The sequence below is a fragment of the Candidatus Filomicrobium marinum genome (assembly GCF_000981545.1).
Classification (GTDB): domain Bacteria; phylum Pseudomonadota; class Alphaproteobacteria; order Rhizobiales; family Hyphomicrobiaceae; genus Filomicrobium; species Filomicrobium insigne.
This window is the reverse complement of the sequence record NZ_LN829119.1, coordinates 3,888,690-3,912,090: the sequence shown is the minus strand read 5'-3', so window position 1 is coordinate 3,912,090 and position 23,401 is coordinate 3,888,690. Positions and strand designations below refer to the sequence as shown.

Below are 23,401 nucleotides of genomic sequence, written 5' to 3'. Positions count from 1 at the left end.
GACGCTCATGACCGCCGAAATCATCAATTTGCGCCAAGTCCGCAAAGCCCGTGAACGCGCGCGTAAAGAAGCGCAGGCTGAAGAAAATCGCGCAAAATTCGGACAGTCGAAAACCGAGCGCCAAAAACGCTCATTAGAAGCAGAACACGCGAACCGCCAACTCGACGGTGCTCAGCGTGTCGGATCGCCAGACCACCAACCCTCGACCCCACCCAGCAATCCCAAAGATGATATCCCACCATCAGGTGGTGCGGCCTGATGCGGCCTAAGAAGCGCTCTTTCTCAATTAAGGGGCACCGCACATCGCTTTCGCTGGAAGAGCCATTCTGGGCGGCATTGAAGGAGATCGCGGCCTCGGATGATCGGTCTCTCGCCGATATGGTCGGAAGCATCGACGCACAACGCGGCGACACAGGTTTATCGTCAGCCGTGCGGCTCTACGTCCTTGAGCGCTATCGCGAAGCAGCACGCACCAACAAGCCGAACGAAGAGCCGGCTCATTCAACTGAAAATATCGAACGTTCGCCCCACTGACGCTTTGGCTCGTCAGTTCGTGCCGAGCAATTGCTGGCGCATGATGTCCGACGGCGAGAGTTGGGGTATCTCCCGCGCGGGTCGCGGACGCGGAGCCCGCTGTACCTGAACGGATGGCGGTGGTGGTTCGTTGATGACTGCTTCCGGCGGCACGGGTTGACCTGCTCCCGGAGCAAATTCACCGGCATTGCTACCTTGCCCCGGAGCCGTCTCGATAGGTGGCAACGGTTCTGAAGTGATCACCCCGTTCATGCTGTTAGGCGTAATCGGATATTGAGGGCGCGCGGCGGCAGCGGCGGCCGCAGCCTTAGCCCGCTCTTCTTCAATCTTACGCTGCCGAGCGCGCTCACGCGCCGCCGCTTCTTCATCCAGGCGACGCAAGCGTTCCAGCTCGTTAACGTTGCGCTCCATACGCCGCACAGTCAGCTCGCGCTCCAAGGTATCCGCCGTCACCTTGGGCTCAAGCGACGCCAATTCCGCGACCGGACCGACAAACGTCACAGTTACCGGAGGCCAATCAGCCTCGCCATTGACAGCTGACTTCGCCTGAATGCGCCATTCACTATCAACAGCCAATGCGGCGATATCGAACGTCGTAATGATCTGCGTGCTTCCCTTCGGCGTATCAACCTTGATCGGACTAACCCGAACAGCACCGTCGATAATCTCAAGTGCGACGGAGCGCTTTCCTACCGGCAGTACGCCCTTACCCAGTTCCTGACGCAAAGTCCCCGCGAAGTTGTCGATCGGATCATCCGAGGCCACCAGGGACAGCGCTGAGCCGGTAACAAGAGCCGGATCAAGCCCGTGCACCTTGGCGTCGGTAAAAGTCAGTTCTCCCGAACCGACGAGTGCAGAAACAAGCCCGCGTGGCCCCAGCGCGCGCCCCGTGAACTTGGCATTCGCATCGACTGTGCCTGTTGCGAGCACACGGCCTCCGGCCTTCTGCGAAACGACCTCAGCCAAATTCCCACCTTGCAGAGCAACGTTGCCACTGGCGATCACCCCCGCCGGCGCACGCTCCAGTGACAGTTCACCGCTGACCCCGCCACCGAGCACCGTTGCTTCCTTGAGTGTGAGCTCAACACGCGATCCGCCAAACGAAACTGTCAGATCAGCATTCTCGGCATGCAGCTCTTCATTGAACATCAACCGGCTGGCCTTCAGCTTGAGCTGACCGGAGAGGTCCACGAGTGGGGACATGTCGAAAGCCTGATCTGAAAAGACCGCGGCATCCGTGACCAATCCTTCGGCCGCCTGCGCAACCTGTGGAAGGCCCGTCCCGCCTGCTGCTGAACGTTGTTGCCCGGGATCCGTGTCTTCAGGCGCCTCCGATCCCTGTCGGGGACGCGCCAGAACAGCGGACATGAGGCCGGGCAGATATGCTGCATCGGTCGTTAAGTCCGCTTCGAGCCGGCGACCGTCGCCTTTCTGGCGCGAAACGGCAATCGAACCCGCAAGCCGCGAGCCGGCAAAAATCATATCCCGCGGCGTAAACACGTAGCGCCCGTTGCTCCGGGTAAACTCAACAACACCCTGCGCCGGGCCCAACTCCGCGCCATCCGCCAGCTCAATGCCGACCAAGCCAAGCACATCGTTACTTTGCCGGGCGTTGACGACAAACTCTCCGGAGATCGCGCTCAGCATATCGCCAGCAACCCCGCTCTTGCCGTCGTAAATCAGCGAAAACCCATCGCCATCCAGCGTCGCCATCGTCAGCATGCCATCATTAGGAACGCCAACAGCCTTCAACAGCCCGCTACCCCCATTCAGCGCTGAATTGGATGTTTCAAAGCCCTCTGCTCCGCCAAGCCAATTTGCCACCCAACGCGCCGCCTTGCCATCCTTGACGCGCACAAGGATATCCGCGGACTTCTCACGCCAATGATCAATGCCGCCATCGAGCCGAAGCTGTGCCTCGACTGACCCTCCGCTGGCCATTCCATCAACGTCAATATCAGCGGCATTGGGCAGGCGTTGCGAAAGAGCGAGGTTGCCTGCAAGCCGAAACGGCGCAAGATCCGACAGCCGTTCGGTAAAGCGCCCCCGAGAAGCTTCTCCGCCTAGCGCGTTCGCAAGCATAGTCACCGCCTCTTGGTTTTGCGCTCCAATAACGAACCGCAAGGTCCCCTTCGGTGCTTTGGAAGGCTCGGCAATGCTGCCCTCCATGGAAACCGACAGGCCGGACGGAGTTTTAAAGTCCGCGGTGGCGATCTCTATGCGGTTATCCCGCAAGGCAATGTCGGCATTCACATCCTTCAGTTCGTTGGAACCGTTACGCAACGTGTCCGCACGCACACGCAAGCGCACGTCACCAAAATCTCCAGAGAGCCAAGCGGGAAGGACATTATCGCCCGAAGCAGTCTCAACGCTCTTGCTCAAGATGTCGACAATGGCAGGCATTTGAAAATCATTGAGCCCGACCCAGCGCGTATCAATCTCGCGGCCTTCGATCTCCACGGCGAGCCGCTTACCATTTTTGTTCTCACGCCAGCTCACGCTACCTCGGATGGGAACGCCGGAAAATTCGGCACGCGCGTTAGAAAGCTGGAGGCTGGAACCACCCAGCCGCATCTTTCCATCAACGGCAAAGGGCCCATCGCTACTGATGCCACTGGTTGCTCCAGGGCCAAGCGCCCAGGAAATCACGTGTGCCGCGCTCACGCCTCCGACATAGAGATCACCTGAAAAAACCGGCACACCCTCTGTCGCCTCAACCTGTCCGGAAAAATCAAACCGCGCGCCGCCCGGCAACACAGCGCGCATCGTCTTCATCTCAAGAGGACCACCGTTGCGCTGCATCTCTAACAAGACATCGCTCACGGCATCGCCGCCGAGATTGACCTGATCGACCCTAAGGTCCGCACTCACGTCGACGCGTTCAGGAAAGACGTCGATCAATCCTGCAAGAAGTGATTGAGCCGTTTGAACGGGGCCAGTAAAAGCTTGAGGTTTGGCACCGGTTGCTTCACCGTTTCCAGGTGCCCTTCCCGCAGGGGTTTCACCTGTAGGCATTGCCGATGCTTGCGACGGCGTCCCGCCTGCCAATCGGTCAAGATCAAGCCAGCGCGAACTGAGAGACAAATCAATCTGGTGTCGCCCGCCCCATTCCGCAGCCATCTGACCGACGACAATCTGCGGCTGCCCAGAATTTTCAAACGAAGCAACAATTTCGGATAATTGCGCGCCTTGGGGACTGCCTTTCATCTTCGCCTTGAGTTCGGCGAAAGCATCATCCCCCATTTTGTTGATCTGAACCCGCCCCGAGAGATCCCCCTCGATAGCCGGTTGTTCCCAGAGATTGCTCAGTCGAAGATCGACGGTGTAACGATCCTTGCTCGACGGTGTCCGGATTTGTCCATTCAGGCGGACGGTGCCAGCCTGATCCGGCTCAGATGTCGCCAGCCGGATCTCCCGCTCTGTCCCACTCAAGTCAACCGATCCGCGAAACGTATACGGTCCCGCGAGCTGCTTTGCGGCAAGTTCACCGTTAATCTTCGAAAGCCGCGCAACCTCGCCACCACGTTGCAGGTTCAGCGCAACGGTGCCATCGCTGATATGAACCGATTGGAGTTCGACGCCGGTCGGAACGAACGGCAAAGACCCGTAACCGGCGTTAAGTGAACGCCAATTCCCATATCCGTCTTCATTGACTGCAAGTGTGACGCTGGGCCGTTCCAACTCAATTCGCTTGGCCTCTAGCGCACCCTTCAGCAAGGGTGGCACAGACAGCCACATCGTAAAGCTTTCTGCGCTGAACAGCGGCGCACCAGCGATGCCCGTCGTATCGGAAATACGCAGCTTTTCAAACCGAACGTACGGCGCGGGCAACAACCGCAAATTGACATCCCCGCCAACCCGTACGTCCCGGCCGAGAATACGCGAAGCCTCTTCTTCGAAGACCCCACGATAAACGTTCCAATCAACGAAATGCGGACCGGCGAATAGAGCCGCAAGTGCCAGGATCAGGAGGCTACCGATCCACGTCAGTAATGCGTTCAAAATTTGCCTCCGCCTGCCTGCCTACGTGCCTGGAGCAATAACCACGCACGAACTGCTAACGCAAAATCTCAGCCCCGACATTCTCGCCGTCAACGAACACCATAGCTTATCCGTCCATATCGCGACATGTCACAGTCGGATGCCTGGACGGATTTGCCAAGTCTTACGCTGAGTTTTGGACTCTAAAATGGTGCAACGCCAATCAAGACTTCGACAATCAGCGCTCCGGAGTTTGCTTGATTTTGCGGCAGCGCGGCATAAATCGCTGGTCGCAACCCTTCCCAAATACCCACTGGGCGTCTCGTGACCTCTGTGGAACCGCCGCTCCGCCCGATTGCCGCCCAGCTGAGCGTGCTATATTGGCAAACAATGAGCACGAATCATAAGACGAACACAGCATCGGCTCATATGCCGATCGAACAGCAAGACGACCCACCCTTTGACCTCCCGCCGAACACAGAGTCCGGCGCAGGAACACCTGGGCAGGCCGCACCTGCGCACGCGCAAGGCTCCATATCGCAACGTGCGCTTGCAAAACGCCCGATGTCATCATCGGCAGCGCCATACCTCGATGCGCTCAATCCGGAACAACGTGCTGCGGTAGAAGCTCTTGAGGGACCCGTCCTCGTGCTTGCGGGGGCCGGCACCGGCAAAACACGTGTGCTCACCACCCGTATCGCCCACATCCTCGAAACCGGTCGCGCCTACCCATCCCAAATCCTCGCCGTAACATTTACGAACAAAGCAGCGCGGGAGATGAAAGAGCGCGTCGAGCGCTTTGTTGGCAGCAGCGTCGAAGGCATGCCATGGCTGGGCACCTTCCACTCGATAGGCGTGAAAATCCTGCGCCGCCACGCCGAACTCGTCGGTTTGAAGCAAGGCTTCACGATCCTGGACGTCGATGATCAGCTCCGCCTGATGAAGCAGGTGATCGAAGCTGAAGGCTTGGACAAGGATCGCTGGCCGGCCCGTCAGCTCGCCGCCTACATAGACCGCTGGAAAAACCGCGGCCTCACGCCAGAAAAGGTGCCCGCCGGCGAAGCTCACGCGTTTGCAGGCGGCAAAGGCCGCGAGCTTTACGCCGCCTACCAACGCCGCTTGAAGGAATTGAACGCCGCCGATTTTGGAGACCTCCTATTGGAAAGCCTCAGGCTTTTCATGGAGAACCCGGATATTCTGGCGCAGTATCACAACCGTTTCCGCTACATCCTCGTCGATGAATACCAGGACACCAACGTCGCCCAATATCTGTGGCTGCGTTTGTTGGCGCAGGGCTCTGAAAAACCGAACATCTGCTGTGTCGGCGATGACGATCAATCGATTTATGGCTGGCGCGGAGCCGAGGTCGACAACATCCTGCGGTTTGAACAGGACTTCCCCGGGGCAACCGTCATCCGGCTAGAACGGAATTACCGCTCGACCGCGCATATCCTGGCAACCGCCTCACATCTCATCACCGCCAACGAGAACCGCCTCGGCAAGACGCTCTTCACCGATGGCGCAGCCGGCAACAAAGTCACCGTGACCGGACTATGGGATGATGTAGAAGAAGCCCGCACCGTTACCGACAACATCGAAGCCCTGAGCAAGCAAGGGCACCAGCTGAACGAGATCGCGATCCTCGTACGCGCATCTTTCCAGATGCGTGTACTGGAAGACCGCTTCGTCACGACAGGTTTGCCCTACCGTGTCATCGGCGGCCCACGGTTTTATGAGCGAGCCGAAATCAAGGATGCAATCGCCTACCTGGAAGTCACGGCCAATCCGGCCAACGATCTTAAGTTCGAGCGCATCATCAACGTGCCCAAGCGCGGCCTGGGGGACACATCCGTCAAACGCGTTCGCGAATTGGCACGCGCAAGCGAGATCCCGCTTTTCGCCGCAGCGCAATCCATCATCGAAACCGAAGAGCTGTCCGGCAAAGCCCGACGCTCATTGAGCGACCTTGTCGGGCAGTTCGAGCGCTGGCGAGCAAACGCCGCAACCATGCCTCATACGGAGCTGGCCAAACTGATCCTGGACGAGTCGGGCTACACCCAGATGTGGCAGGCGGACAAAAGCCCGCAAGCCCAGTCCCGCTTGGAAAACCTCAAGGAACTCGTACACTTCATGGATGATTTCGATACTCTTCAGGGATTCCTTGAACACGTGTCCTTGGTGATGGATATCGACAACGCGAGCGACGGCGATCGCGTCTCCATCATGACGCTGCATGCCGCCAAGGGCCTGGAGTTTGATACCGTCTTTCTAACTGGCTGGGAGGAAGGCGTATTCCCGAGCCAGCGTACGCTCGATGAAAGCGGACAGGCCGGACTGGAGGAAGAGCGTCGTCTGGCTTATGTCGGCATCACCCGGGCCAAGGTCAGTGCACATATCTCCTTCACTCAGAACCGGCGCAATCGTGGTCTCTATCAATCCGCGATCCCCTCACGCTTCGTCGACGAACTCCCGGAAGCTCACGTCGAGGTTGTCGAAGCTAAAACACCGTTCGGTGGTGCGTATCAGAATTTTGGTGGGCGCTTCGGAGGCAACCCTTACGGCGCCAGCCGCTTCGATGAGGCCCCAGCGGCATTCCAATCGAGCTACGCGACGCCGGGCTGGCAGCGCGCGCAAAAACAGTGGCAATCAGATTCGACAACGCCCCCACGCCGTCGCGCAGCCCCACGCACGATTGAAGGCGAACTCGTCGCATCCTCAACGAGCGAGTCCTCATTTGAAATGGGAGAGCGGGTTTTCCATCAAAAGTTTGGCTATGGCCGGATCTCGGAAATCGACGGCAATAAGCTCACCATTGATTTTGAGAAATCGGGACGCAAGCGCGTCGTCGACTCTTTCGTCGAGCGCCACTGACACAGAAACAATGAAATCTCTTTGCGAGAAACGGCTCGTTAAGCCGCACGCTTGCCCGTGATCAGATCCCAAGCAATGTTGATGCACTTGGTGCGCTCTTCACGCAAATCGCGATCGGCGGCATCACGGGCGAGATCCGGATGCCAACTCATCCGCAACCCATCAACGATCTTTTTCAACGTAGCTTCAGACACGCTAGCGTTGATCCCGAGCAACTCGTAGGCTTCCGCGGCCGTCTTCGGCACCGCTCCCCGGCCGACACGCGCCCCTTTCGACATGCTGATTGCCGCACTATCGGCGATACGGCGAATGCGCTCGAGATCACGGACAATCGCACGAAGCCCGGCCGACGTGCGCGCTTCCGAAAGCTCGCCCTTATCCGCCTGTTTCAATGAAGCAAGCCGTTGCCGAATGCCCTTCAATTCACCGGAAAGCGTATCACGCAACGGCCCGGCAGATTTGAGGGAGTACACGAGGGACTCGACCTGAAGCAGGAGGGCCGCAACAGAATCGACACCGTTGAAAAAGGTCTGATTATCCGTCCGCGGAAGCTTCGCTGAAAGCTTTGATCGCCACCAACTGCGTGTTGCACTTCCACCAATTACAGTCCGCAACCGCGCAAAACTGAACGGAGTGCGCCACCGGTGGCGTCCCAGAAACCCAAACATTGCCGCCAGCAACGTCAGCGCCAAAGCACCTAACGTATAGGCATAAACCAGCCCGCCCGCCGCCGGGGAAACAGCCGCACCGACATCATGCTCGTAAACCACCGTCTGCCAAGCTTCTTCCGAAATCAGAGCCGTATCTGCCACCAAAATCGCGGAGCTGGCCGCCGAACGCGCGGCCATATCAGCTGCTGCAGCTATAGCAGCATCCGCCGCGTCCGCGGCGATGGCGTCAGGAGGTACGGAAACAGGGTTCGGAACCGTGGGGTGATCCACCAGATTTTGCGCAATATCTGAGAGATCATCGTGCGGATTGAGACGTGCGCCCACCTCTTCGATGGGGGCATACCCCCCGGGAATAATGAAACGCGCTGTCCGCTGCGCATTTCCCTTGTTGGTACGTATCAACAAGTTGAGCTGATCTGCCTCCAACCAGGAAGCGCCAATCGTTTCACTTCGTATCTTCGCGGCAATTTCAACCCACGAAACACTTTTTCCACCGCAAGGGATCGCGAAGCGATAGATCGTCATCGTTTTGCAATTAGGAGAGCCAGCCTCCCGGCATGCCGTATAAGTCCGCTGCTCTTTGTTGCCGAGAATTTCGTACAGCTGCGGTGCGCCTGCCTTAAGGACAATTTCGTTTGCCCGCGTCGTGCAGGAATAGGGCATCTCTAGGCGATCAGCCGCCGACGCGGGGAGGGCGCTCCACGCCGTCACCGACAAAATGCCACAGATTGTCAGAGAGCGACGCACCCAGACCCCCCTATCACTGGAACGCTTCCGCACCGCCGTTTCTGTGTTCCAACCTAGGCACGACTAAGGCAGTTTCACGCAAAATTGCATGAAGCTGTGAATCACTGTTCTGCCAAATACTACATGATCCGACGCCACAGGAATGCCGTCGAAGCAACGCTATGACACCATGAATCGTCTTTACACGCCAAATAAGTTCGACGGGAAAATCACGGAGTCTTGCATAACTACCGCGTTTATCCGATCAAACCATCACAGAGATCGCTTGTTTTAGGATGTATAGTCGCTCGCATAAACTCGACAGCAGCGGAGTTGCATCCTAAACACTACCCTCGTGGGAGAGGGAAACAGCGATAACAGTTGACGGTCCGGCCGAAGGAATCCCGTTCCGAACGTCATATTATTGCGTCTGAGACTTATCGGGAGGTTGTGTGTCATGTCCCCGGTCAACGCTGCGGCTCAGGAAGAACCGCAAATCGTCGTGCGTGAGGATTCGCCCTCGGGATCACCATTGACCCCGCCGACCAGCACCTACATGGCAACTGCGCTACCCCAAAACGGCGTAGACATCCTCAAACCCGATGACGAACGCCCGCGCGAACGTTTTATTCCGATCACGCGTTTCGCCCTCATCGACCGGCTGACATCACCACAGGCCTGGGGCGCGGAAGAAGCACGAGTGGCCCGTCGTTTCTTTCATTATCTCGACTACTGGCGTCATCAGCTTTACGGCGCGCGTCTGCTTGAGCTGGAGCAGACTTACGAACCGTTCAGCCCAGATACCGATCTGTTGCTGACACGCAAATACAGCCGCGATGAACTGCGACAGATGCAAAAACGCTTCGTCTCGGAAATGGAGTCGATTCTCGAACAAGCAAATTACGAGCGCCTTGACCCGTCCGTGATCACAGAAATCCTGAGCGAGGCGACCCACTACGGCCTCGACTTGCGGGTAGACTTTTCGTTGTTCGAAGAATGCTTGATCTATTATCGCGGCGCTTCAACACGCAAAGATCAACGCCGCAACCTGCGCAAATTCCTCCGCAAGGAAGAATTTCACGTGCCGATTTTTCAGCGACTGTTCCTGCTCTTCAAATTAAAGCCGCTCGACCGACACATCCGCGAGATTATGGAAAAGGAAAAGATCTCGCGGAAGGAAGCAGAACGCATGGCAAAACGTCTGCGCGCGAATCTGCCCTCCGCCGTCAATGAAGACGACATCTACATGAAGCTCTTCAAAAACATCCCGCGGTCGGATGTCGAAATGGTGTTTCCGAACACCACCGTAAAATTCCGTTTGATGGATAAAATTACTTTAGGTGGCACCGGCGCGTTTGGCGTCGGCATGAGCACGTTCGCCGCCGCCGGTAAAGTTGGGCTCCTACTCACCAACCCGATCGTTGCAGGCGGCGCGATCTTGGGGTTAGGTGCGGCCCTGTTCCGCCAGGTCAGCAACTTCTTCAATACAAAGCAGCGCTACATGGTCATCATGGCGCAGAACCTTTACTTCCACTCCATGGCCGACAACCGCGGCGTTATGATCAAGCTCGTCGACCGCGCCGCGGAGGAAGACGTAAAGGAAGAAATTTTATTGTATTGCGTCCTGGCCAAAGAACAGGCACATCGCAACGATCTGAAAGCTATCGATCTTGCGATAGAGCAATACCTCAATTCGAGCTTCGGCGTTGATGTCGATTTCGATCTGGAAGACGCCTTATCACGACTGATAGCAGACGGCCTCGTTACCGAGGACGCCGACGGTTACCTGCATACGCTGCAGCCGCGCGAAGCGGCCCAACACCTTGATGCCAAGTGGGACATGTTCTTGGATCTGCTCCCCGATATTGAGCATAACGAGGGTCGGGAAATCCGGACGGCGGACCCGGTCCCGGAACCAACTGCAACAGCCACGCCGGCGGAACAACACGCATAATGTACGCAAACGCGCCTACTGATACCGACACCTCTAACGACCTGACCCAACACCGCGCGACGACCCTTTCCGCGATCATCTCAGACCGGGATCTGGCTTATCGACTGGCCAGCGTACTGGAAAATCTGATCGAACCTCAACCCACCGCTCTGAGCCTCTTCGAAGAAGCCGGAAAGGGCTGGCGCATCGAGGCCTACTACGATAGCCAGAGCGACGCGGAAGCTGCGGCTGCCGGCGTCGAACCCGCTCTGGGAGCCCCTGCTCCACAATTTACCCTCGCGCCTGTGCCTGAAGCCAACTGGGTGGCGTTGTCCCAAGCAGCACTTCCCCCAGTCACAGCGGGTCGCTTCACGGTTCACGGCAGCCACGACACCCATCGCGTCGGACGGGGCCCTGGCGCCATCTTGATTGACGCGGGCGAAGCTTTCGGCACCGCGCATCATGCCACGACCTACGGCTGCCTTCTTGCGATCGACCGTCTGACCCGGCGGCGGCGATACGCCAACGTCCTGGATTTGGGATGTGGTTCCGGCGTGCTGTCCATTGCGGTGGCTCGTGCACTTCCCGCAACAAAGATCCTGGCGAGCGATCTCGATGCGCAGTCCGTCCACGTCGCCGCGGCCAACATCGCTGCAAATAGGGCTCACGATCGCATCTCAACAATCGTCGCCTCCGGACTGGAGCACCCGCGACTACGGGCCCCCCAAAACTTTGACCTGTTGATCGCGAATATTCTCGCAGCCCCGCTCATCATGCTGTCCGGATCAATTGCGCGCGCGACAAAACCCGGCGGCCATCTCATCCTCTCCGGCCTCCTCACGCATCAGGCTCCTGAAGTCATCGCAGCCTACCGGGCGCGCGGTTTCTATCTTGAGCAACACAGCCGCATCGCCGGGTGGTCAACCCTCGTCATGCGTCGCATCAACGACAGACCGATATCACCGCATCACTAAACCGGCGGGGTCGTAACGGCTCTTCGCCATGCGCGGATATTGCGATAGATGCGCATCTCGCTCTACCATCACGCTCCCCAAGCCAACGGCACTTGCGCCGTGAACTGAAGTGCCATCCATGTTCCAGACTTTTGAAACACGTAGCGATCCAACCTTAGCCGCGGCTCGCGTATCGCGGCTGCGTGAAGAGATGCAACGCCGTAAGCTGGACGCTTATCTCATTCCGCGCGCCGATGAACACCAAGGCGAATACGTCCCCCCGTGCGCCGAACGGCTGCACTGGCTGACGGGCTTTTCGGGAAGCGCCGGATCCGCTGTGGTGACGCACGACACCGCCACGGTTTTCGTAGATGGGCGCTATACGGTTCAGGCGCGGCAAGAGGTCGACACGAAAATCTTTGAGATCGTGCCTATGGCCAAAACACGGGCGGAAGATTGGATTCCGCAGAATTTATCGTTCGGCGCGCGCATTGGCTTCGATCCCAAACTGTTCACGATCGCGCAGATAGAACGTCTGCAAAGCCGACTAAAACCGCACGGCATCAAGGTGACACCCGTCGCGACCAACCTTATCGACAAGCTCTGGGGGAAGGATCGCCCCGCCCCGCCAGCCGGCCCCATCATTCCGCACCCTTTGGAATTCGCCGGAACGTCATCCGCAGACAAGGTCGAAGAAGTGCAGAAGCGCCTAGCTGATGATGAACAGGACGTCGTTGTTCTGACGAGTCCGGATTCCATCGCTTGGCTGCTCAACGCCCGCGGCAGCGATGTCGCGCACAACCCAGTCTTCCTGTCTTTCGCGATCGTGCCGCGTCGCGGCAAGGTCGAGCTGTTTGTCGACCCGAAGAAGGTAGACAAATCACTCCGCGAACACTTGCGTCCGGTAGCCAAGATATTGGCGCCCGACAAACTCGCCGAACGTCTCTCTGACCTCAAATCGCAAAAGAAACGGGTCCGGCTGGATCCCAATGCGGCAAGCTGGTTCTTTGCCCAAAAGCTTGGCGGTGCGCGACGGATAGCCCGCGGGTCCGATCCGTGCACTGCTTTGAAAGCCATCAAGAACGCTACGGAAATAGCAGGGATGCGGATGGCGCATGAACGCGACGGCGTTGCTGTCTCACAGTTCCTATGCTGGCTTGACCGAGAGGCGGCGAAGGGCTCCCTCGACGAAATCACGGCGGCTCAGACCCTGGAAGACTTCCGGCGTCAAACAAACCTGCTGCGCGAGATCAGCTTTGACACCATCTCCGGCAGCGGCCCCAATGGGGCTATCGTCCACTACCGCGTCAGCACGCAGAGCAACCGCCAGCTGAAACAGGGAGAACTGTTCCTCGTCGATTCCGGTGCACAATATCAAGACGGTACGACAGACATCACCCGCACGATCGCAATCGGAAAGCCAACCCGTGAGATGATCGAACGCTTCACCCGCGTCCTCAAGGGGCACATCGCCATCGCAACCGCGAGTTTCCCCAAGGGCACATGCGGCCGCGATCTTGACCCTATGGCCCGCCGCGCATTGTGGGAAGCCAGCCTCGACTACGACCACGGCACAGGCCACGGCGTGGGGAGCTTCCTCTCTGTGCACGAAGGCCCCGCTTCAATTTCTAAGGCCGGCGCAGTACCCCTGCAGCCCGGAATGATCCTCTCCAACGAGCCCGGTTATTATAAAGAAGGCGCCTACGGCATCCGTATTGAGAATTTGGTTCTTGTTCAGGAGCCGAAAAAAATCAGCAGCGGCGATCGTGAGATGTTGTCGTTCGAAACACTGACATTGGCGCCCATTGATCGGCGCCTCATCGATCCCGCGCTGCTGACGGACGAAGAAAGGGCTTGGCTCAATGCCTACCATGACAGAGTACGCAAAACTCTGTCTCCGTTGGTAGATCGTGAAACCAAGGCCTGGCTGAAAGCAGCCACAGCTGTCATTTGATACAGAACGTACGTCTATGCGACCAAGTTAACGCGCAGACGCATCAGCCATTCCGATCAACTCGAGCACCGCTTCACGGTCGCCATCAAGCTGTGGCGCCGGCCGCCGCTTACGTGGATCGTCGAACCCCGTGACCTTGATCGGGTTGCCAGCCATGCGAACCGTTCCCGCCACGGGATCGTCCGTACGAATAATCATATTCCGGGCTGCGATATGCGCATCGTTGACGACCTGTTCGACGTTGTTGATCGGCCCGCATGGTACGCCGGCATCCCCAATAACGCGAAGCCACTCCTCAGCGGAACGCGTGACGAGCGTCTTCTCCAACTCAACTTTCAAACGCTCGTGATTTTGCGTTCTGAGATCGTTAGTTTCAAAATCCGGATCAGCCATGATGTCCGGCCGCTCCAACGCTCCGCACAGCTTTTCAAACAGCGTCCGATTACCTGCAGCAACGATGATGTGGCTGTCCTTTGTCGCGAACGCCTCAAAGGGCGTTATGGAAGGATGGCGGGCACCCAGCGGCTGAGGAACAACCCCATCTGCGAGGTAGCGCCCAATGGCATTCTCTAGGATAGCGACTTGGCAATCGAGCATACCGACGTCGACCATCGCGCCCTTGCCCGTCCTCTCGCGATCGTACAACGCCGACATGATACCGGCGAAACCAAACAAACCGGCCGTGATATCACCGATGGAAGTCCCCACGCGCGTTGGGCCTGCCTCCGGATAGCCCGTAACGCTCATGATGCCGCCCATACCTTGGACAACCATGTCATAAGCCGCGCGCGCGCGATAAGGGCCCGTGTGTCCGAACCCGGAAATAGCAGCATAAATAAGCTTGGGGTTGATATCCTTCAGACGGTCCCATCCGTAACCGAGTTTCTCCATGGTTCCTGGACGGTAGTTCTCAACAAGCACGTCTGCCTTGGCGACAAGCTTCTCGAAAATCGCACGGTCATGATCATCTTTGAGATTAAGGGCAATGCTCTCCTTGCCGCGATTAAGCGACATGAAATAGGCCGACTTGCCGTTGATGAAAGGTCCAAATTCACGGGCGTCATCTGCGGTAGCAGGAGCTTCGACCTTGATAACCCGTGCACCCATGTCCGCCAGCACCATCGTCGCATAAGGGCCTGCGAGGACCCGCGTAAGATCAATTACCAACAGGCGGTCTAGTGGGCCGGTTCTGGTCATTCTTATTGTCTCCAATTCAAATGACGCACAGTTCACATATGAAGCGAACTGTGCGTCTCAGGTCGTGTGTCGTGTTTAAAGTTCCGGCCCCATGAGAAGGTCAGGCAGCCATGTCGCGATCTCAGGAAAGATGCAGAGAATGACGATTGCCAACACCATGCACACCACATAGGGCAGAGATCCACGCAGGATCGACGACAACGGTACGTCTGGTGCTATCCCATTGATGACGTAAAGGTTCAATCCTACGGGCGGCGTAATCAGACCGATTTCCATATTGATGGTGAGGATCACCGCGAACCAGTAGGGATCGAAACCAGCCGACGTGATGATCGGCAAAAGGATGGGCGCCGTCATAAGAATGATGGCGACCGGCGGCAGAAACATACCCGCAACGAGCAGGAACACGTTGACAGCCGCCAACAGCACCCACCGATTGACTTCGAGATCGCTGATCCATTGCGCAATCGTTTGCGTAACAAACGTTGACGACAAGGTGTAAGCAAACAGCTCCGCCGTCCCGATGATCATCATGATCATGACGGACTCGCGGACCGAACTCCGAAACATTGCGACGATAGGGCCTGCGCGCCACATTCGGTAGATGATCACCGCCAGCAGCAGACAGAACATAGCCCCCGCACCAGCAGCCTCCGAAGGCGTAGCGACACCGCCATACAAAACGAACAGCACACCTGCGATAATTGCCAGGAACGGCAACACGCGCGGCAAAGCCTCAAACTTTTGCTTCAACGTGAAGTTCTGCGTCAGATCGCGTAGGCCAAGTCCCTTCATGCGGCACGCAATCAGCGTCCAGATCATGAACAGGGCGGTTAGCATAAAGCCTGGAAGCAACCCGGCCAGGAACAATCGGCCGATAGATGTCTCGGTGGCGATACCGTAGACAATCATCGTCACGGACGGCGGAATAAGAATTCCAAGCGTACCGCCCGCCGCGATCGAACCGGTCGCAATGTCATCCGGATAGCCGCGTTTGCGCATCTCCGGGATGCCCATTTTGCCGATAGCAGCGCACGTCGCGGGCGACGAACCGGAGAGAGCGGCAAAGATTGAGCACGCGCCGATATTGGATAGCACCAAGCCGCCCGGAACACGATTGAGCCAACGGTCCAGCGCTTCGTAAAGATCCTTACCTGCCGGGCTCGACGCAACAGCCGCACCCATCAGGATGAACATCGGAATCGAGACGAGGCTGAACGAATTGAGGCCGCCAAAGAAGGTCTCGCCCAATATTCCGAGAGCCTGCGGACCTTCAACAATTAAGAGCGTGCCAATGGAGGCTGCTCCAAGCGCAAACGCGATCGGCATACCCGTCGAAATGAGAAACAGGAGCGCGAGAAGTATCAGGACGCCAATTTGAATCGGTTCCATCAAGAGGCCTCCCGCGTCGACGTTTCCAATTCCGAGCTTGTCAGCGATCGGCCATGGAACAGCTTAATCAGCTCAGAGATATACTGGAGGCACAAAAGACCAATGCCGAGAGGCAGCGGAGCCAGCGGAATCCACAACGGTAGAGCCCACACCGTATCTGTGCGCCAACCATGCGCCCAAGCTTCGTGAAAATAGGTCCACCCAGAATAGGCGAGCAAGGCGCAGAATATGAGACTGATAATCCCGCCAGTCAGCTCAAGCACAAATCTTGCCCGTCCACCCAGCATAGACGGTAGTAGATCGACACCAACATGGCCGCGCTCCAGCAACACATAGGGCGCTCCCAGGAACGTCGAGGCCATCAGCGAATAGATGACGAACTCTGTCTGCCAAACGGTGGACTCGTTGAACAGATATCGCAAGGTAATCAACTGGCACACGACGATCACCGCCGCTGCAAGAAGGAGCATCGACAGCGCGCCCATGAGGCGGGAAATTCCGTCGACGACGCGGGTGAACAGATTCAACTCATCCTCCGTGGGGCCGATCGCGGATAATCCCATCGGGACGACAGGAAATCTTTCAAGATGTTCGAGCCCGCCAAGCGACAATGACGTCTAGATTTAAGTTAGCCGGTGGGCCATCTGCCTGTGCCCACCGGCTAATATTTTGCATTGCAGAGTTTTTGTTCGGCAACGCCGTGCCTACTCGACGGCCAACGCCTTGTCGATCAGCTCTTTGCCACCTTCGACCTTCTCGGCAAATACCTTGTACGAGCTTTCCTTAGCCTTCTCGAGCCAAGCATCGTAGTCGCTCTTCGACATTTCGACGACCTCGACATTCGCTTTCTTGAAGGCCTCGATCATCTTGTCGTCGAGCTTCTTCGCCTCTCCAACGAAGTACTCTTCAGCCTTCTTGCCGGCGTCCATAACGGCCTTCTTCTGCGCATCATTGAGCTTGTCGAAGCTGCGCTTCGACATCAGGATCGGCTCATACATGAACCAAAGAGCATTCGCGCCCGGCGCCGTTAGGCACTTCACCTGCTCATAAAGGCGATAGGAAACGAACGAGCCCGATGACGTGTTCGTCGCATCCAAAACACCCGTTTGCATACCAGTGTAAATTTCAGACGAAGGCATGGACGAGATCGAAGCACCTGCAGCAACGAGCATCTGTTCAAACGCCGGACCTGCCGCGCGTGTTACCTGCCCCTTGATGCTGTCGGGATCCGTAATGCAATTTTTCTTTGAAGCAAAGGCGCCGGCCAGCCACGCATCCGAAATCACCACGACGCCAGCATCGTTGATGATCTTCTTGATGTCCTTCATGAAGTCGGAACTGTTCATGCGCTGCGCGCGCTCGTGGTTTCGGACGAGACCCGGCATAAGCGTCGCCGAGAACTGCGGATGACGGCCCGATGCATAGTCCAGCGGGAATGCGGACATATCGAGCTGGCCCTTCGTCAGCGCGCCCCACTGCTCTTTAGGCTTGTGCAGCGAAGCCCCCGGATAAATCTGAATCTTGAGCCCTACGTTCGCCTTTTCGACTTCACGCGCGATGATCTGAACCATCTCATCGCGGGGATCGCCCTTACCGCCCGGCCACTGATGGGAAGCTTTAAGAACGGTATCCGCCTGGGCAACAGTAGCGGCGGCTAGCAGAGTCGTGCCGGCAAGGCCAAGTACGGCCAGTGTGGATCTCATTGGTTCCTCCCTTGAGATACGCTTTTATTTATCGAAACCTTGAATGCGGTATAGTGCAGCGCATGGGTGGTATTCGTAGCGTCCGGGTGTATACATAGCAAGATAAAAGCCGATACATTGCAACAAAATTTCCAGACAAAGAAATATGGCAAAATAAAATACATTGAAAAATCAATATATTATGAGATGGGCGTGTCGGCACTCTGATATAAGACTTATGTATACAGACACGAAAGGCGCGCCATGCTTCACAAGAACGCCGATGATATAAGACAGACCCTGGAAGACGAGATCGCGAGCGGTGAGCACGCTCCGGGCACCCGCCTCGAAGAACTTGTTTTAGCCAAACGTTTTGGAGTCTCCCGAACACCCGTACGCGAAGCGTTGCGCATTCTGTCCGCTTCAGGGTTGATCGAACTGAAACCACGCAAAGGTGCAACCGTTGCACCACTCAGCTTGGAACGTCTTGTGGAGATGTTCGAGGTGATGGCGGAGATGGAAGGAGTATGCGGAACAATTGCCGCCCGCCGCATGACGACGTCCGAACTCACTTTCTTGCGTCATCAGCACTTCATCTGCGCGGAAGCCGCGCAGTCCGGTGATGCTGACCATTACTACGCGGAAAATGCTCGCTTCCATGCACTCATTTATGCCGGTTGCCACAACGAATTTTTGATCGAGGAAGTCCAACGACTGCGACGGCGGTTGCAACCCTATCGACGGCTGCAATTACGCCTGAAGGGACGTATTGCCGATTCATTCGCCGAGCATCAAGCAATCGTCGAAGCTCTCGACGCGGGAGAAGAAGAAGCCGCCGGACGACTACTCAAGGCGCATATATCCATCCAAAGCCATCGTTTCGCAGACTGGGTTTCTGGGCTGAACGCCACCCGCCTGGTGCCGGAAACGACGTAAGCCGCGCCACCTTTTCAGGTGGCGCGACCTCTCGAATATGCCTCATCATCCCATTCGCCCATCGGCTTACTTGGCGCCGTTAACTAGTTTATCGATTACTTAGCGCGCGAGCTTATTTCCAACTGTCGCGCCGGCCATCACGCCAACGGCGGTTGTCACCGTTCCAATAACGCCGATTATTCCAGTTTCTTCGCGCCGTGTATCCGTACACACGAGGTCTGTAGGCACGTTCCGTGTAACCATAGACCCGAGGCTCAACGACTCTAGCCGAGCGGTCTGCCCGGTTGCAGCCCCAAAAAGCATTATGTACGGGGGCCGAATATCCACTTGCTTGGCTTTGAATAGCCGACTGCGCAGGACTTGCGATTGAAGGACCAACGTAACCAATCGAGAGCATCAGACCGGCCACGGCACTAGCAACAATTGCACGCATCCTCGAACTCCTCACATGAGTTGGCGATGCGCCCATAACGAACTCACGGCCATAAGGATCCATACTTTCAAGAAAAAAGTGCTCTCGCCGCGCCCCGATCATCCGCGCGCTGGTTTTTTCTCCAGAGGAATAGGAGAACGCGCCGCTGCTCTATCCTGAAACCAAACGTCCTCTAGAGCACCGAAAAAGCTGCGCGCCCCGATCCTGAGATTTCGCACGGCATAACCACCTTCTTGCACGACCAATGTCGGCAAGTAGAGCTGGCCGATGCGCTCGGCAATACTTTTCAGACCCGCAGTAGAAACCTCGAACGAACCCGTCGGATCTCCCTTCATGATGTCGAGACCGAACGACACGACAAGATACGAAGGGCGGAACCGCAAAACCGCGCGAAGAGCTTCGTCAAGAACGCGTAAATACCGCGCATCATCGACGGGCGGCTCTAAGGGCCAATTGCGATTGAAACCTTCCCCTGCCCCCTCTCCGCGCTCATCGCCGTATCCTGAAAAGTTCGGATACGCGTGTCGCGGATGACCGTGAATCGAAAGTGTCAGCACATCTGCACGATTGTAAAAGATGTCCTGCGCCCCATTGCCGTGGTGATAGTCGATATCCAGAAGAGCGACGCGTTTCCCACCGGCAGCAAGATAATTGGCAGCGATTGCCGAATTATTCAGAAAACAAAAACCTCCAAAGATACGCCGCTCGGCATGGTGGCCCGGCGGCCGGCAAATCGCATAAGCAAAGCGCTCACCATCAGCGACCAACTCCGCCGCAGTCAACGCCACGTCGACAGCACGTCGTGCTGCTGGCCACGCGTTATGAGTCAATGGCGTAAACGTATCTGCACAGAAATACCCCGCCCGATCTTCAAGGGCCTTCGGAGCCCTTTCCGGTCTGCGAATAGGAAATACCTCGGGATAAACGATCGCCTTCTCATCGAGCCGCGCACAAACGGCCCGCAAGTAAGAAACGAGTTTCGGATCGTGCACAGCAAGGATATGCCGGTCCGGAAAATGTTTAACCGGTATCCGCTCGGTGGCCACGCCTTCCAGCCCACGCAAGATCTGGCGGACCCGCACAGGCCTCTCGACGTACCCCTTTTCTTTTAGATGATGGATTACGTGACCATCTGAAACGACGATCTTGATTGGTCGAATACGCCCCACCTTCGCGATGCGCTTGGGCGGGGAAACACGCTTAGGAATACGCAACCGAACCGGATCGTCGCGGAACGAATTTGCGACACGCTCGACGAAAGCATCGCCAGGCTCGTAGCCATACTGCGTCTGTAAAATCCGCCGGACGGCGCGTCGCGCCTGTGCACGCGAAAGTTTCGGCACACGTCCCAGCGGGTCAAGAACGAGCGTTGTCAGATAATAGGCATTGCGCGGGTTAGGTGTAACGTCCCATTCCGTTCCCTCGATAATCCGCGCGCCATAACGCTCGTAAAACTTCCAACGCTTACGATTGATTGGTAATCGAGAAACATCTTCCAGCTTGTCGGCATCCACCGGAGGAATATCAAGAAGAAGCCCGCGCGCGCCTTTCGCAATGAGCAGCTCCCGAATTGCTTCGTAAAGCGCTCCTCCGATACCACGCTGCGGTCGTTCAGGATCGCTTGCGATGTACTGGAGATAACCAAACCGGATCTCGCGAAAATAAAAAACGAAGCATAGCCCCGTGAGCGAGTTCTTGCGGTCAAGAGAAACAAGCAGGATCGGCTCAAAGTCGAGTTGCGCGCGATTCTCGAGAAATCGAACGATCCGATCAATTCCCTCGGGCTCGTAGGGAAAGGCATGACGAAAAAGAAGCCGAGCCGAACGAAGAATCTCTACATCGGCGGGACTGGTCGTCTCGACCACATGACGAAAGCGGATCATTTCAGGATGTGCGACCGCAATGAATGAAAAACAAGTATTGCACGACGCGCCAGTCCATCCAAACGGCCGCTGAATTTAAGGGAGCAGGATAAACGGGCAACCACACTAGCCGCCCGTCAAACCGAGCCAATCATCTTCCGAAAGCACGGTAACGCCAAGCTCTCGTGCTTTGTTCAACTTAGAGCCCGCATCCGCACCGGCAACGACATAGTCGGTCTTCTTAGACACCGATCCCGCCACTTTAGCTCCGAGACGTTCCGCCTGTGCTTTCGCCTCGCTGCGAGTCATTTTCTCGAGGCTTCCAGTAAAGACGACAGTCTTGCCTGCAACGGCGGTATCGCTCGCGACGGTCTCGACCGGTACGGTCCGCACTTCTTTGTGGAGCTCCCGTAAAACCTCAATGTTGTGAGGTTCCGCAAAGAACTCGGCAATCGCTTCGGCAACGACCTTGCCGATGCCATTGATATTGACGAGATCGGCAAACGCCTCGCCGGCCTCGTCCTGCCCGGCGGCACGCATCTGCGCTTCAAAATTTTCTAGGGTGCCGTAGCTGCGCGCGAGAACCTTGGCTGTCGTTTCCCCCACGTGCCGGATACCTAGCGCATAAATGAAACGATCCAATCCAATTTCACGGCGCGCTTCGATGGAGGCGAACAACTTTTGCGCCGATTGCGGCCCCCAGCCTTCCCGTTCTTCGATCTTCAGATCAGCTTGCGTATCTTTGTGCTGCAGTCGGAAAATATCGGCAGGAGACTGAATTAAACCGTCACGATGAAAAGCCGCGATCGTCTTTTCCCCGAGCCCTTCGATATCGAAGGCGTTGCGGGAAACGAAGTGCTTCAACCTCTCGACTTGCTGCGCCTCGCAGATGAGCCCTCCTGTGCACCGCCGGACAACGTCTCGGCGCCCGGATTTCTCATCCGTTTCCCGCACAGCATGGCTGCCGCACACGGGGCAGACTTTCGGGAATTGATAGGCTTCAGCACCTTCCGGCCGCTTCTCTAAAACGACCGATACGATCTGCGGGATCACGTCACCGGCCCGCTGCACGACTACGGTATCGCCAATACGGATATCCTTACGCGCGATTTCATCCTCGTTATGCAGCGTGGCGTTTGAAACAACCACCCCACCAACCGTAACCGGCTCAAGTTTGGCAACAGGCGTGAGTGCGCCTGTGCGACCCACCTGAATATCAATGTCCCGCAGGATCGTCATCGCCTGCTCGGCGGGGAATTTGTGAGCCGTTGCCCATCGCGGTGACCGCGAAATGAACCCCAGGCGCAATTGATAATCGAGCCGATTGACCTTGTAGACGACACCGTCGATATCGTAATCGAGTCGCGCACGATCCATGGCCAGTTGCTGATAGTAAGCTAGGAGTTCTTCCGCACCGGCACACAGCGTCATGCGCGGATTGATCGGCAATCCCCAGCGTCCCATAGCCTCAACGACGCCGGACTGCGTCTCCGTAGGTAGACTGCTCGCCTCGCCCCATCCATAAGCGAAAAACCGCAACGGTCGCTTCGCGGTAAGCTTCGGATCGAGTTGCCGTAGGGACCCTGCCGCCGCATTGCGCGGATTCGCAAAAATCTTAGCCCCGGAAGCCGCCTGCTGTACGTTGAGATTTTGAAAGTCGGCGTGATCCATAAATATCTCGCCGCGGATATCGATGGTCTCCGGGACATCCTTGCCCTTCAGCACATGCGGAATACTTTTGATGGTCAACACGTTGGCTGTTACGTTTTCACCTTGGGTCCCGTCACCACGTGTTGCCGCTTCGACAAACCGGCCCCGATCATAACGCAACGATATCGACAAACCATCGATCTTAGGCTCTGCCACAAGTTCGAGCGGCGCGTCCTCTACCAAGCCCAAAAAACGGCGAACCCGGCCAACAAATTCAACAACATCCTCATCCTCGAACGCATTATCGAGCGAGAGCATCGCCACACGATGGCGAATCTTTCCAAAACCCTCAGACGGCGCCATACCGACTCTCTCTGAGGGAGAGTCGGCGCGCCGGAGTTCAGGAAATCGCGCTTCGATAGCTTCGTTCCGGCGACGCAAGGCATCATAGGCCGCGTCCGATATTTCTGGATTATCCTGCGCATAATAAAGCGCATCGTGGTGGGCGATCTCTCGCGCAAGCCGCTCCAACTCGCTAGCCGCTTGCCCCGGCGTCAGCGCCTCAACATCGATTTTGCGCAAGTCCTCGTCAGCCATGCTTACCGCCCGATGTGTTCGATTCAGTG

15 protein-coding genes are annotated in these 23,401 nt (G+C 57.0%); 7 read left to right on the top strand and 8 right to left on the bottom strand.

The window, feature by feature from the left end; all coding sequences use genetic code 11:
• Positions 1–7 precede the first annotated feature (7 nt).
• Positions 8–259 carry a DUF4169 family protein gene (locus YBN1229_RS18220; protein ID WP_046479592.1) on the top strand — a complete coding sequence of 84 codons (252 nt, stop codon included), beginning with the start codon at positions 8–10 and terminating at the stop codon, positions 257–259.
• Positions 259–534 carry a ribbon-helix-helix domain-containing protein gene (locus tag YBN1229_RS18215; protein WP_076605360.1) on the top strand — a complete coding sequence of 92 codons (276 nt, stop codon included), beginning with the start codon at positions 259–261 and terminating at the stop codon, positions 532–534. The genes YBN1229_RS18220 and YBN1229_RS18215 overlap by 1 nt, the downstream gene beginning before the upstream one ends.
• Positions 535–546: 12 nt before the next feature.
• On the opposite strand, the gene YBN1229_RS18210 is transcribed toward YBN1229_RS18215, so the two are convergent.
• Positions 547–4,536, bottom strand: a complete 3,990-nt coding sequence (locus tag YBN1229_RS18210; RefSeq protein ID WP_046479591.1) for an AsmA family protein — start codon at positions 4,534–4,536, stop codon at positions 547–549.
• A 369-nt stretch (positions 4,537–4,905) separates the two neighbouring features.
• Between YBN1229_RS18210 and YBN1229_RS18205 the strand changes: the two genes are divergently transcribed.
• A complete protein-coding gene (locus YBN1229_RS18205) occupies positions 4,906–7,386 on the top strand; it encodes an ATP-dependent helicase (protein ID WP_046479590.1) in 2,481 nt (826 codons plus the stop codon).
• Between the two features lie 38 nt (positions 7,387–7,424).
• Here YBN1229_RS18205 and YBN1229_RS18200 read toward each other — a convergent pair whose 3' ends face one another.
• Positions 7,425–8,804, bottom strand: a complete 1,380-nt coding sequence (locus tag YBN1229_RS18200) for a J domain-containing protein (protein ID WP_152025041.1) — start codon at positions 8,802–8,804, stop codon at positions 7,425–7,427.
• 436 nt (positions 8,805–9,240) lie between these two features.
• Between YBN1229_RS18200 and YBN1229_RS18195 the strand changes: the two genes are divergently transcribed.
• The 3 genes from YBN1229_RS18195 (at position 9,241) to YBN1229_RS18185 (ending at position 13,623) form a co-directional block, all read left to right on the top strand.
• Positions 9,241–10,737 carry a TMEM143 family protein gene (locus YBN1229_RS18195; RefSeq protein WP_052744074.1) on the top strand — a complete coding sequence of 499 codons (1,497 nt, stop codon included), beginning with the start codon at positions 9,241–9,243 and terminating at the stop codon, positions 10,735–10,737.
• The gene (locus YBN1229_RS18190; protein ID WP_082101211.1) at positions 10,737–11,690 is read left to right on the top strand and encodes a 50S ribosomal protein L11 methyltransferase; all 954 of its coding nucleotides are present in this window, start codon (positions 10,737–10,739) and stop codon (positions 11,688–11,690) included. The genes YBN1229_RS18195 and YBN1229_RS18190 overlap by 1 nt, the downstream gene beginning before the upstream one ends.
• 118 nt (positions 11,691–11,808) lie before the next feature.
• Entirely contained in the window at positions 11,809–13,623 is a 1,815-nt protein-coding gene (locus tag YBN1229_RS18185) for an aminopeptidase P family protein (protein WP_046479584.1), read from the top strand.
• A 27-nt stretch (positions 13,624–13,650) separates the two neighbouring features.
• Here the strand turns inward: YBN1229_RS18185 and YBN1229_RS18180 are convergent, their stop codons facing one another.
• From YBN1229_RS18180 to dctP, 4 genes are all read right to left on the bottom strand, one after another.
• Positions 13,651–14,820 (bottom strand): CaiB/BaiF CoA transferase family protein, encoded by a 1,170-nt coding sequence (locus YBN1229_RS18180; RefSeq protein WP_046479581.1) that lies wholly within the window; start codon positions 14,818–14,820, stop codon positions 13,651–13,653.
• A 75-nt stretch (positions 14,821–14,895) separates the two neighbouring features.
• Positions 14,896–16,212, bottom strand: a complete 1,317-nt coding sequence (locus YBN1229_RS18175; protein WP_046479578.1) for a TRAP transporter large permease — start codon at positions 16,210–16,212, stop codon at positions 14,896–14,898.
• Positions 16,212–16,739, bottom strand: coding sequence for a TRAP transporter small permease subunit (locus YBN1229_RS18170; RefSeq protein ID WP_244466781.1), 528 nt, complete (start codon positions 16,737–16,739; stop codon positions 16,212–16,214). The genes YBN1229_RS18175 and YBN1229_RS18170 overlap by 1 nt, the downstream gene beginning before the upstream one ends.
• Positions 16,740–16,916: 177 nt before the next feature.
• Positions 16,917–17,915, bottom strand: coding sequence for a TRAP transporter substrate-binding protein DctP (gene dctP, locus YBN1229_RS18165; protein WP_046479572.1), 999 nt, complete (start codon positions 17,913–17,915; stop codon positions 16,917–16,919).
• A 243-nt stretch (positions 17,916–18,158) separates the two neighbouring features.
• On the opposite strand from dctP, the gene YBN1229_RS18160 reads away from it, so the two are divergent.
• On the top strand, positions 18,159–18,830 hold the full coding sequence (locus tag YBN1229_RS18160; protein ID WP_046479570.1) for a GntR family transcriptional regulator: 672 nt from the start codon (positions 18,159–18,161) through the stop codon (positions 18,828–18,830).
• Positions 18,831–19,361: 531 nt separating this feature from the next.
• Here YBN1229_RS18160 and YBN1229_RS18155 read toward each other — a convergent pair.
• Both YBN1229_RS18155 and ligA read right to left on the bottom strand, forming a co-directional pair.
• Complete coding sequence (locus YBN1229_RS18155) at positions 19,362–21,146, bottom strand: histone deacetylase family protein (protein ID WP_052744073.1); 1,785 nt, start codon at positions 21,144–21,146, stop codon at positions 19,362–19,364.
• A gap of 105 nt (positions 21,147–21,251) precedes the next feature.
• Positions 21,252–23,372, bottom strand: coding sequence for an NAD-dependent DNA ligase LigA (ligA, locus tag YBN1229_RS18150; protein ID WP_046479568.1), 2,121 nt, complete (start codon positions 23,370–23,372; stop codon positions 21,252–21,254).
• Between the last annotated feature and the right edge of the window lie 29 nt (positions 23,373–23,401).

What these genes read in the sequence shown, in the direction of transcription:
- YBN1229_RS18220 (WP_046479592.1), top strand. Translation starts at nt 8, where the DNA reads ATGACCGCCGAAATCATCAATTTGCGCCAAGTCCGCAAAGCCCGTGAA.
- YBN1229_RS18215 (WP_076605360.1), top strand. Translation starts at nt 259, where the DNA reads ATGCGGCCTAAGAAGCGCTCTTTCTCAATTAAGGGGCACCGCACATCG.
- YBN1229_RS18205 (WP_046479590.1), top strand. Translation starts at nt 4,906, where the DNA reads ATGAGCACGAATCATAAGACGAACACAGCATCGGCTCATATGCCGATC.
- YBN1229_RS18195 (WP_052744074.1), top strand. Translation starts at nt 9,241, where the DNA reads ATGTCCCCGGTCAACGCTGCGGCTCAGGAAGAACCGCAAATCGTCGTG.
- YBN1229_RS18190 (WP_082101211.1), top strand. Translation starts at nt 10,737, where the DNA reads ATGTACGCAAACGCGCCTACTGATACCGACACCTCTAACGACCTGACC.
- YBN1229_RS18185 (WP_046479584.1), top strand. Translation starts at nt 11,809, where the DNA reads ATGTTCCAGACTTTTGAAACACGTAGCGATCCAACCTTAGCCGCGGCT.
- YBN1229_RS18180 (WP_046479581.1), bottom strand. Translation starts at nt 14,820, where the DNA reads ATGACCAGAACCGGCCCACTAGACCGCCTGTTGGTAATTGATCTTACG.
- YBN1229_RS18175 (WP_046479578.1), bottom strand. Translation starts at nt 16,212, where the DNA reads ATGGAACCGATTCAAATTGGCGTCCTGATACTTCTCGCGCTCCTGTTT.
- dctP (WP_046479572.1), bottom strand. Translation starts at nt 17,915, where the DNA reads ATGAGATCCACACTGGCCGTACTTGGCCTTGCCGGCACGACTCTGCTA.
- YBN1229_RS18160 (WP_046479570.1), top strand. Translation starts at nt 18,159, where the DNA reads ATGCTTCACAAGAACGCCGATGATATAAGACAGACCCTGGAAGACGAG.
- YBN1229_RS18155 (WP_052744073.1), bottom strand. Translation starts at nt 21,146, where the DNA reads ATGATCCGCTTTCGTCATGTGGTCGAGACGACCAGTCCCGCCGATGTA.
- ligA (WP_046479568.1), bottom strand. Translation starts at nt 23,372, where the DNA reads ATGGCTGACGAGGACTTGCGCAAAATCGATGTTGAGGCGCTGACGCCG.